Annotated in this window: 7 protein-coding genes and 1 other RNA gene; 4 read left to right on the top strand and 4 right to left on the bottom strand. The window is 25.1% G+C overall.

The window, feature by feature from the left end:
* Positions 1 to 58: 58 nt before the first annotated feature.
* Both ssrA and lnt read left to right on the top strand, forming a co-directional pair.
* Positions 59 to 471: a transfer-messenger RNA gene (gene ssrA / locus H0H49_RS00040) on the top strand.
* A gap of 15 nt (positions 472 to 486) precedes the next feature.
* Positions 487 to 2,157 carry an apolipoprotein N-acyltransferase gene (gene lnt, locus H0H49_RS00035; protein WP_317168708.1) on the top strand — a complete coding sequence of 557 codons (1,671 nt, stop codon included), beginning with the start codon at positions 487 to 489 and terminating at the stop codon, positions 2,155 to 2,157.
* On the opposite strand, the gene H0H49_RS00030 is transcribed toward lnt, so the two are convergent.
* Positions 2,140 to 3,696, bottom strand: coding sequence for an NAD(P)H-hydrate dehydratase (locus H0H49_RS00030; protein ID WP_185864475.1), 1,557 nt, complete (start codon positions 3,694 to 3,696; stop codon positions 2,140 to 2,142). The two genes, lnt and H0H49_RS00030, sit on opposite strands and share 18 nt — an antisense overlap.
* A 107-nt stretch (positions 3,697 to 3,803) precedes the next feature.
* Here H0H49_RS00030 and H0H49_RS00025 point away from each other — a divergent pair, with 107 nt between their 5' ends.
* On the top strand, positions 3,804 to 5,027 hold the full coding sequence (locus H0H49_RS00025) for a dihydrolipoamide acetyltransferase family protein (RefSeq protein ID WP_185864474.1): 1,224 nt from the start codon (positions 3,804 to 3,806) through the stop codon (positions 5,025 to 5,027).
* Between the two features lie 14 nt (positions 5,028 to 5,041).
* Positions 5,042 to 5,554, top strand: coding sequence for an inorganic diphosphatase (locus H0H49_RS00020; RefSeq protein WP_185864473.1), 513 nt, complete (start codon positions 5,042 to 5,044; stop codon positions 5,552 to 5,554).
* Between the two features lie 56 nt (positions 5,555 to 5,610).
* On the opposite strand, the gene aspS is transcribed toward H0H49_RS00020, so the two are convergent.
* From aspS to nusA, 3 genes are all read right to left on the bottom strand, one after another.
* Positions 5,611 to 7,332 (bottom strand): aspartate--tRNA ligase, encoded by a 1,722-nt coding sequence (gene aspS / locus H0H49_RS00015; RefSeq protein WP_185864718.1) that lies wholly within the window; start codon positions 7,330 to 7,332, stop codon positions 5,611 to 5,613.
* 17 nt (positions 7,333 to 7,349) lie between these two features.
* A complete protein-coding gene (gene infB, locus H0H49_RS00010) occupies positions 7,350 to 9,905 on the bottom strand; it encodes a translation initiation factor IF-2 (RefSeq protein ID WP_185864472.1) in 2,556 nt (851 codons plus the stop codon).
* A gap of 75 nt (positions 9,906 to 9,980) precedes the next feature.
* Positions 9,981 to 11,237, bottom strand: coding sequence for a transcription termination factor NusA (gene nusA, locus H0H49_RS00005; protein ID WP_185864471.1), 1,257 nt, complete (start codon positions 11,235 to 11,237; stop codon positions 9,981 to 9,983).

The raw sequence follows: 11,237 nt of genomic DNA, 5'->3' as shown, positions 1-11,237 counted from the left end.
TTTTTTTTATAATTTTTTTTTATTAACTTAATTAAACATTATTACAACGATATATATCGGGGCTGTTTATGGAATTGACAGCAAGATTAGTTGTAAAAGATAGCATACCGTGTAACGTACGTAATGCATAACACGTAAATAAAGCATTACAAAAATATAAACGGCGAAAAACAATACGCTTTTGCTGCTTAATGTAATTTCATTATAGCTTTATCTGCATAAAGTAGAAGCAAAATATCTCTTAGAGATCTTTCCTTATGATTTCTGAATATTAGAGATACAAAAGATATTAAGGATAAGGAAAATGGATGATTCTTAAATTTTCTGAAAAATATATTTGAATATGTAGGTTTTTATTATTAGGGGCCAAAACTTAAATAAAAACTGAATAAAATAACTTTTGGATAAGTATGTAGAATTCTTTTAAAACTTCTTGTTTGGACGCGGGTTCGACTCCCGCCAGCTCCACAATCAAAAAAAACTTTTATAACGGAACGGGGTATAATAATAACAAGGACTGAATTTTTTATATATAGTATCCTATCGGGATTTTTATTAGGATATGGATGGCCTACTAATGGAGATCCTATCTATTTATTTATAGCTTTTATTCCTTTATTATATGCAGAAAATAATTTCAATTTTTCTTTTTTATATATATTTTTATTTTCTTTTATAACATTTTTAGTATGGAATTGTATGAGCACATGGTGGTTATCTTATGCAAAAAGAACTAATGGATCTTTTGCTTTAGAAGCTTATTTAATTCCAACATTTTTTAATGCTTTTTTTATGTCAGTTATCTTTACTTTTTATTCTTATATCAAGAATAATATAAAAAAAAGTAAAGATCTAGGTTATATTCTATTAGTTTGTTTATGGATTTTATTTGAAAAAGTACATTTAGAATGGGAATTATCTTGGCCTTGGTTGAATTTAGGAAATGGATTTTCTAATCGGATAAAATGGATTCAATGGTATGAATATACTGGAACTTTAGGAGGATCTGTATGGATATGGATAGTCAATATTGGATTGACAAAATCTATTATAAAATATGAAAAAAATAAAAATATATTGTCATTATATAAAAATATATTGTTAAATATAGGCATAATACTTATTGTAATTTTTATTTCAAATTTTATATATATAAAATTTGAACATAAAAATTACAATAAGTATACAAATGTACTCATATTACAACCTAATATAGATCCATATAATCAAAAATATAAAATTTCTACAAAAAATATAATTCTACGTTTAGAAAATTTAATAAATAAAAAAATTTCTAAAAAACCTACAATCATAATAGCTCCTGAAACTATATTACCAGGAAATGGTAACAAAATATTAATAGACAATATTGATAAAAACAGTATAGTTTCTTTTTTCAAAAGTTATCTAAAAAATAAATCTCCCAAAACTATTTTTATAACAGGAGCAGAATTATTTACTTTTTATAAAAAAGAAAAAAAAAGTGAAACATCTGTTCCAATTTTTTTTAAAAACTCAATACAATGGATAGATTTTTTCAACTCAATAATTCAAATTTCTTCTGTTGAAAAAACAATATTTCATCATAAATCAAAATTAGTACCAGGTGTAGAGAGTTTTCCTTATAAAAGGATTATATTTTCTATATTAGGAGATATTTTACTGAATTTTGGTGGAACAAAAGTAGAATTAGGGAAACAAAGAACACCTTATGTTTTTAAACATCCTTACTCAAAAATTAAAATAGCGCCTATTATATGTTATGAATCTGTTTATGGAGAATATGTTTCTTCATTTTTTAATAAAAATGCTCAATTAATGACCATTATCACTAATGATGGTTGGTGGGGAAATTCACAAGGACATAAACAACATTTATATTATGCACGTTTAAGAGCTATTGAAAATAGAAAATTTATAGCTAGATCGGCCAATACAGGGGTGTCTTGTTTTATTGATGAAAAAGGTAAGTTTTTATCCTTGTTACCTTATGGAAAAGAAGGCGTATTATACAGTAAAATACCTATTAATAATCAAAAAACTTTTTATGTCAAACATGGAGATTATATCTTTAGAATAAGTTTACTAATTATAGTATTTTATTTCGTTATTTTTCTTATTTATCATAGATATAAAAATTTAAATTTCATATTTTAATATATTACTAAATGCTTTTCCTATACATTTATTGATATCTCTAGATATTACAGATTGTTCACTATATTTTTTGGATCCTATATCCCCAGCTAATCCATGTAAATAAACTCCTATGATACATGATTTTTTCGGAGAATATCCTTGAGATAAAAAACTCATAATAATTCCACTAAGAATATCTCCACTTCCTGCAGTAGACATTCCTGGATTTCCAGTACTGTTAAAATACAGTACCCCTTTTGGAGTACATATAATTGAATGAGCTCCTTTTAAAACAATAAATATTTTATATTTTTTAGAACTTTTTCTAAGTATATTTAATTTATGGTATTCATTTTTCCATAAACCAAATAATCTATTAAATTCTTTTGGATGTGGTGTTATAATAGTATTTTTTGGTAAAAAATTTAATAAATCTATACGATCAGATAATATGTTAATTGCATCTGCATCTATAACCATAGGAATAGAATTTTTTTTATTATTTTTTAAAAAATTTTCCAAAGCATTTATAGTTTCCGAATTTTTGCTCATTCCCATTCCTATACATATCGCATTGATACCATCATCATGAACAACAATTTCATTTAAATATTTATCACCATTTGTTTTGACTATAGCTTCTGGAACAAGGTTTTGTATTATATCATATCCACAATTTGGAATAAAAATAGTTAATTTTCCTATACCAGAACGAAGAACTGCTTCTCCAGAAAGAGCGATAGAACCTATCATTCCATAACTTCCACCTATAATGATTCCGTGACCATAGTTTCCTTTATGAGAAAATTTTTTTCTTTTATTATTAAATAAATAATTTCTAATATACGTTTTGTCAACAAGAATATTTTTTGTATTCATTTTTTGTAAAAAAATATTATCCCATCCAATATCTAATAAATACCATTCTCCAACATAATCAACAAAATTTGGAAGTAAAAAAGGAATCTTCGGGGTTTGAAAACTTAAGGTATAATTAGCTTTTATAATAGTATCAAAATTATTATTATTTTTTTCCATAAATAATCCAGAAGGAATATCTATGGATATAACATATTTAAATTTATTTTTGTTTATATGATAAAAAAAGTATTTCCAATATCTACTTTTTATAGGTCTATTATATCCAACTCCAAATATTGCATCTATCAAATAGATATCTTTTTTATTGTTTAACAATGGTGTAGGAAATTGATCTCCTTCATAAATATTTTTTAGTTCAACTCCATATCTTAATGCTTTTTTTTTACTAATAAGGAAATCCTTTGATAAACTATTAGAAATATTGATAATGTATACTGATACAGTGTATCCATGTAAATGAAGCATTCTAGCTAAACAAAGACCATCTCCTCCATTATTTCCATTTCCTGATAAAATTATAAATGGAATATTTATGGATGTAAAGTATGGATGATTAATAATCCAATTGAAACAACTTCTTGCTGCTCTTTCCATTAAATGAATTGAAGAAATTGATTCGTAATCAATACAATATTGATCCATTTTCTTTATCTGATTCAACGAAAGAATTTTCATTTTTTAAAATGAATTTATTATTTTTTACCTTACAATGGATTTTATATTAGATTATAAAATCTAATTATAATTATTATGCAAATATATAATTAAAACGATAAACTTAGATGTCCGAATATAACTTGATTCTTCCAGCTATGGGTGAAAGTATAGCTGAAGCTACTATCATTCGTTGGTTAAAAGAAGAAGGAGATACTGTAAAAAAAGAAGAAATTTTAGTAGAAATTGCAACCGATAAAGTTGATTCAGAAGTTTATTCCCCTGTGAATGGAATTTTAAAAAAGAAATTATTTCTTCCTAATGAAGTAGCTAAAATTGGAAGTTCTATAGCTGTTTTAGAAATAAAAAATAAAACAAAAATTATTTCAATACCTACTACTAAAGAGAAAAAAAAACGTTTTTATTCTCCTCTTGTTCGTACTATTGCCCATAAAGAAGGAATTAATTTTTATGAATTAGAAACCATAAAAGGGACTGGAATAAATGATAGAGTTACTAAAGAAGACATATTAAAGTACATCCGTATAAAAAAAAATAGAATTACTCCTACTACAAAAAAAATAGTAAAAAATTATCATACTACTAATGTGATGATGCATGATTGTATAAGTAGTAGTAATGAAGAAATTTTAGAAATGGATAGAATGCGGAAAATAATTGCAGAACATATGGTAAAAAGTAAAAATATAGCTGCACATGTTACTTCTTTTGTTGAAGCAGATGTTACAAACATTGTAAAATGGAGAGAAAATATAAAAGAATCTTTTCAAAAGGATACAGGAGAAAAATTGACTTTAATGTCTGTTTTTGTAGAATGTGTAGTAAAAGCGATAAAAGATTTACCTATGATAAATATATCTGTCGTTAATGAGGGAAAAAATATAGTAAAAAAAAGAAACATTCATATAGGACTAGCTACTGCATTACCTAACGGCAATTTAATTGTTCCTGTTATAAAGCATGCAGATTCTTATAGTTTAGGAGGATTAGTAAAAATTATTAATGATTTAATAAAAAGAGCTAAATCTAATAAATTAAAACCTGAAGAAACGCAAGGAGGAACTTATACTATAAGTAATATTGGAAGTTTTGGAAATCTTTTTGGTACTCCAATTATACATCAACCGCAAGTTGCTATCATGGCAATAGGATTAATACAAAAAAAATTATCTATAATAGAAACTCCGGAAGGAGATTGTATTGGAATAAGACATAAAATATATTTATCCCATTCTTATGATCATCGTGTAATAGATGGTGTATTAGGTGGTAGTTTTGCTAAAAAAGTTGCTTTATATTTAGAAAAATTTAACTATTATACAAAAATATAAAAATAATAATAATTATGAAAATAGTTTTTGACGTATTAATTGAAATCCCAAGAGGTAGTAGAAATAAATATGAATTTGATAAAAAAAATAATTGTATTCGTTTAGATAGAGTTTTATATTCCCCTATGAATTATCCAACGGATTATGGATTTATTCCAAAAACACTTTCCACAGATGGAGATCCATTAGATGCATTAATATTTTTAACAGAACCAACTTTTCCTGGATGTTTAATAACAGTAAAACCAATTGGAGTCTTCTTTATGATAGATGAAAAAGGAAAGGATGAAAAGATTATTTGTATTCCTATTGCTGATCCAAACTATAACAATATTAATGATATAGAAGAAATAAGTTCACATACTAAGAAAGAAATAGAACATTTTTTTTCAGTATATAAAGATTTGGAAGATAAAAAAGTCACAATAGGAGATTGGAAAAGTAAAAATGAAGCTGTATATGTATATAAACAATCTTGTATTAGATATAATAATAAAAAAAATAATCATACAAATGATAATGAATAATAATAATTTATTATTATCATATCAATAATTGACTACTACTAACTAATTATTTATTATTAATAACGTAAATGCAATTCATTTAATTTATCATTATCTAAAAAAGATGGAGAATTTACCATTACATCTTTACCATAATTATTTTTAGGAAAAGCAATAAAATTTTTTATATCATCCCCTCCTTCTATAAGATTTATCAATCTATCTAAACCAAAAGCTATACCTCCATGAGGAGGGGCCCCATATGTTAATGCTTTAATAAAAAAACTAAAATTTGATTCTATTTCTTCTTTAGATAGTCCTAAATGTTTAAATACTATATCCTGTATATTTTTTTTATTAATTCGTATAGAACCACTTCCAATTTCTATTCCATTTATAACTAAATCATAAGATTTAGATCGAACATTTTCTGGATTTCTTTCTAAAAGATGTAAATCTTCTTCTTTTGGACTTGTAAATGGATGATGTATAGATTTATACCTATTATTTTCCCATTCAAAAAGAGGTATATCTTTTATCCATAATGGTTTAAATTCTTTATTATTTTTTAAATTTAAATGATTAGCAATTTCTGAACGTATTTTATGTAAAATAGATCTAGATTCTTTTTTTTTACCATAAACTATGAATAATAAATCACCAGGATCAGATTTAAAATGTTTTGTAATAAAAAAACATACTTTTTCATTTAAAAAACTTTTATTTGAAAAAATAAAAGTTTTATTCGATAAATGTTTTATCCAAAAAAATCTTTCATTATTAATATTATTTTTTAATATGGAATTAATCTTATTATATGTATTACAACATTCACATTTTTTTGTTTTTATACCAACTATTAATTCTTGTTTTATTAAAAATGGAATCTTCTTTTTTTGAATTAAATCATTTAATTCAAAAAATTTCATTCCAAAACGAAGGTCTGGACTATCGGTTCCGTACATTTTAATAGAATCAAAATAAGATATTATAGGAAAAGGTTCTAAATCAATATTTTTTACTTTTTTAAATAAAAATTTAATAAAAGTTTCAAAAAAAATTAAAATATCTTTCTCATCTATAAAGGACATTTCACAATCTACTTGTGTAAATTCTACTTGTCTATCAGATCTAGCATCTTCATCTCTAAAACATTTTACTATTTGAAAATATTTATCTATTCCTCCTATCATTAATAACTGCTTGAATAATTGAGGAGATTGAGGTAATGCATAAAATTTATTAATGTGATTTCTAGAAGGAACAACAAAATTTCTTGCACCTTCTGATGTATGACGAATTAATACAGGAGTTTCTATTTCTATAAATCCTTTCATAGAAAGAAAATTACGTATCATTAAAGATATATTATGACGTATGATAAGATTATTCTTTATAGGACTTCTTCTTATATCAAGATATCTGTAAATCATTCTATCTTCCTCACTACCATCAGTTTTATTTACTATAGAAAAAGGAAGTGGAATAGAAATATTTAAAATTTCTATTTTAGATACTTTTATTTCTATTTCTCCCGTATTTAAATTATAATTTTTAGAATGTCTTTCAACTACTTCTCCATGAATTTTAATTACAAATTCCTTTCCTAAGGATATAATAATATTATTTATTTTTAATAAATTTTTAGATAAAATAATTTGTGTTATTCCAAAATAATCTCGCATATCTACAAAAAATAGAGAACCAAAATTTCTTATATTTTGTATCCATCCAGATAAAATAACTTTTTTTCCAATATCTTTTTTACGTAATTCTCCACAATTATGTGTTCTATACATTTTAGGGTTACTTTTTTTCATTTAGTAGATAACTCTTCATAAACTTCTACAAGATCTCCATATTTCAGACTATTAAAATTCTTTATGCTTATACCACATTCATATCCTTTATGAACCTCTTTAACATCTTCTTTAAAACGTTTTAAAGACATAAATTCTCCACCATTATGAATAACAATACCTTCTCTAATTAATCTAACTTTTGATTGTCTAGATAACTTTCCTTCAGTAACCATACATCCAGCTACTATAGCTCCTGATTTCGAAATTTTAAATATTTCTCTTATTTCTGCATTTCCCAATATTTTTTCTTTTACTTCAGGAGATAACATTCCTTCCATTGCCTCTTGAATGTCATTAATAACATCATATATTATAGAATAAGTACGTATTTCTATATCTTCTTTTTTTGCTATATTTTTGGAGCCAACATTAGGTCTTACATTAAATCCTATAATAATAGCATCAGAAGCACTTGCTAGTAAAACATCTGATTCCGTTATTTGTCCTACACCTTTATAAATAATATTTATCATTATAGTATTTGTAGATAATTTTTGAAGAGCATCTGCTATAGCTTCAACAGATCCATCTACATCTCCCTTAAGAATTATTTTCAATTCTTTGAAATCTCCTAATGCTATTCTTCTACCTATTTCATCAAGTGTCAGATGTTTTTGAGCTCTGATATTTTGTTCTCTTTGTAACTGTTCTCTTCTAGAAGCAAGTTGTTTTGCTTCTTTTTCATCTTCAAAAACTTTAAATTTGTCTCCAGCTGTAGGAGCTCCATTTAGGCCTAGTATAGTTATTGGTTTTGATGGACCTGCTGAAGAAATAGAATTCCCTCTTTCATCTAAAATATTTTTTACTTTACCGTGATATCTTCCTGCCAACACATAATCTCCACATTTTAAAGTACCTCCTTGCAAAAGTAAAGTTGTAATATAACCTCTTCCTTTATCCAAAGAAGCTTCTATTATAGTTCCTACTGCTGGTTTATTTGGGTTAGCTTTGAGATCTAATAATTCTGATACTAGTAATACTTTTTCTAATAGTTTATCTATTCCATCTCCTAATTTTGCTGATATTTCTTGAGATGGATATTTTCCTCCCCATTCTTCTACTAAAAAATTTAAATTTGCTAATTGTTCTCTAATTTTATCAGGATTAGCATTTTTTTTATCTATTTTATTAAATACAAAAATTATAGGGACATTAGCAGCTTGAGCATGACTAATAGCTTCTTTAGTTTGAGGCATAACTTCATCATCTGCAGCAATTACTATGATTGCAATATCTGTTATTTGAGCACCTCTTGCACGCATAGCAGTAAATGCTTCATGACCTGGAGTATCTAAAAACGTAATACTTTGATTATTGGAGCATTCTACGCTATATGCAGCTATATGTTGAGTAATACCTCCAGCTTCTCCAGCAATGACATTCGTATTTCTTATATAATCTAATAAAGATGTCTTTCCATGGTCTACATGACCCATTACTGTTATTATAGGAGGTCTTGGTTTCAAGCTATCTTCCGAATCTTTATCATCTTGAATTGCTTCTTCTAAATCTAATCCAACAAATTCTACGTTATATCCAAATTCATCTGCAACTAAAGTTAATATTTCTGCATCTAATCTTTGATTCATAGTAACCATAATTCCCAAAGACATACAAGATACAATGACATCAGCAGGATTTACTTTCATCATAGATGCTAGTTCATTTACTGTTGTAAATTCAGCTACTTTAAGTAGTTTTTCTTTGTTTTCACTATTTTTTTCCTTTTGAAGTAGCCTTTTTTCTTTTTTTTGCTGACGTTTTTCTTTTCTAATTTTTGAAGATTTTGATTTTGTTTTTTTTGAGGATAATTTTTCTAAAGTTTCTTTAATTTGTTTTTTTATTTGTTCATCTGTGACGATTTGTTTTTGTTTTTGAATATTTTTTTTATTTCTGAATTTTTCTCCTTTTTTTTCATATGAATTTTTTCTTTCTTTATCCTGTCTTTTTTTATTGACATTTCTTACTTCCTCAAAGGATATTTCTTTTTTAATTCTTTTACGTTTTTTTTTAAAAAAACTTTCTTGTTTTGTTTTTTTCTTTTCAAATTGAGATAAATCTATTTTGTCTCCCGTCAACATAACTCCATCTAGTTTTTGATAGATAGTATCTATATGTTCCGGTTTAAAACTTTCTATTTTTTTTTCTTTATTATTTTTTTTTTCTTTATTTTCATATTTTTTTTTATCCAAAGTATTGGTATTTATATTTTTTTTTCTAAATTCAATAAAATTTTCTGATTTAGTACGAACAATATTTTTTGATTTTATTAGCTCTTTTTTTATTTTTTCTTTTTCTATTCTTTTTTGTAAAAAAACCTTTTCAGAAGCATCTCGTATTTCTTTATAAGTTTGAAATTCTCGTACTAGAAATTTGTAAATACGATCTTCTACTTTTGCATTAGGATTATTATCTATTTCAATACCTTTATTTTGCAGAAATTTAACTACTCTTTGCAAAGAAATGTTAAATTGAGTCAATATAGTTTTTAATCTGATCTTATCAGTCATACATCTAATATAAAAATAAAACACAGCAAGAACAAAAACAAAAATATGATTAAATTTAGGTCTTTATTAGTATTATTAGGTTTTTATATTATTTAACTCTTCCTCAAATTCTTTTTTTAATATGTTTATAACTTTATTAATGATTTTTTCTTCTAATTTAGTACGTTTACTAAGATCATTTTTTCCGTAACTTAAAACAGATTTTGCAGTATTTAAACCTACTTTATGAAATTTTTCTAAAACTTCTGATTCTATCTCATCAGAAAATTCTGTTAACTCAACATCATCTTCAAAAGGAAAATCTCTAAATATATGTATTTTATAACCAGTTAGATAACTTGCTAATTTTATATTTTGTCCACCTTTACCAATAGCTTTTGATATTTCTTCAATTTTTACATAAACATTGACATATTTATGTTCTTCATTTACTTCCATCATAGATATTTTCGCAGGACTTAATGCTCTTGTTATATATAATTGAATATTTGATGTGTAATTAATAACGTCTATATTTTCATTTTTTAATTCTCTCACAATTGGATGTATTCTGGATCCTTTCATACCTACACAAGCTCCAACTGGATCTATACGATCATCATAAGATTCTACAGCTATTTTAGCTTTTTCTCCTGGAATTCTGGCAACTTTTTTTACAGTAATTAAACCATCAGAAACTTCTGGTATCTCTAACTTAAAAAGTTCCTCTAAAAAAGAATCGTCTTTTCTGGTTAATATAGCAAAAGGTTTATTATCTTTCCATTCTACTTTTTTTACTAATGCTCTTATAGGATCTCCTTTTCGAAAAAAATCACTTGGTATTTGTTCTTGTCTTGGTAATACCATTTCATTTTGTTCTTCATCTTTTGTGATAATTTGTTTGGGTAAAATATGATAAACCTCAACATTTACAATTTCTCCTATTTTTTTTTTAAATCTATTATAGGTATTTGTATTATCATATTCATTAATTTTTGAAAGTAGATTTTGTTTTAAAGCTAAAATAGAACGTCTTCCTAAAGTTTGTAACTCTACTTTTTCAGTAACTTCTTCTCCAATTTCAAAATCAGGTTCAATCTCTTTTGCTTGAGATAATGTTATTTCTTTATTTTTATCTTTTATTTTTTCATTTTGTACTACTATTCTATTTCTCCATATTTCTAAATCTCCTTGATCAGGATTTACAATAATGTCATAATTTTTAGATGAATCATATTTTTTTTTTAATACACATCGTATAGATTCTTCAAGAATTGCCATAAGATTTACTCTATCTATATTTTTTTCAGACTTAAAATCTGAAAAAGAATCTATTAAAGCTTCATTATCCAT

This window comes from Blattabacterium cuenoti (assembly GCF_014252035.1).
Lineage (GTDB): Bacteria > Bacteroidota > Bacteroidia > Flavobacteriales > Blattabacteriaceae > Blattabacterium > Blattabacterium cuenoti_Z.
The sequence above is the reverse complement of the archived record's forward strand: the minus strand, read 5'-3'. Positions and strand labels throughout refer to the sequence as shown.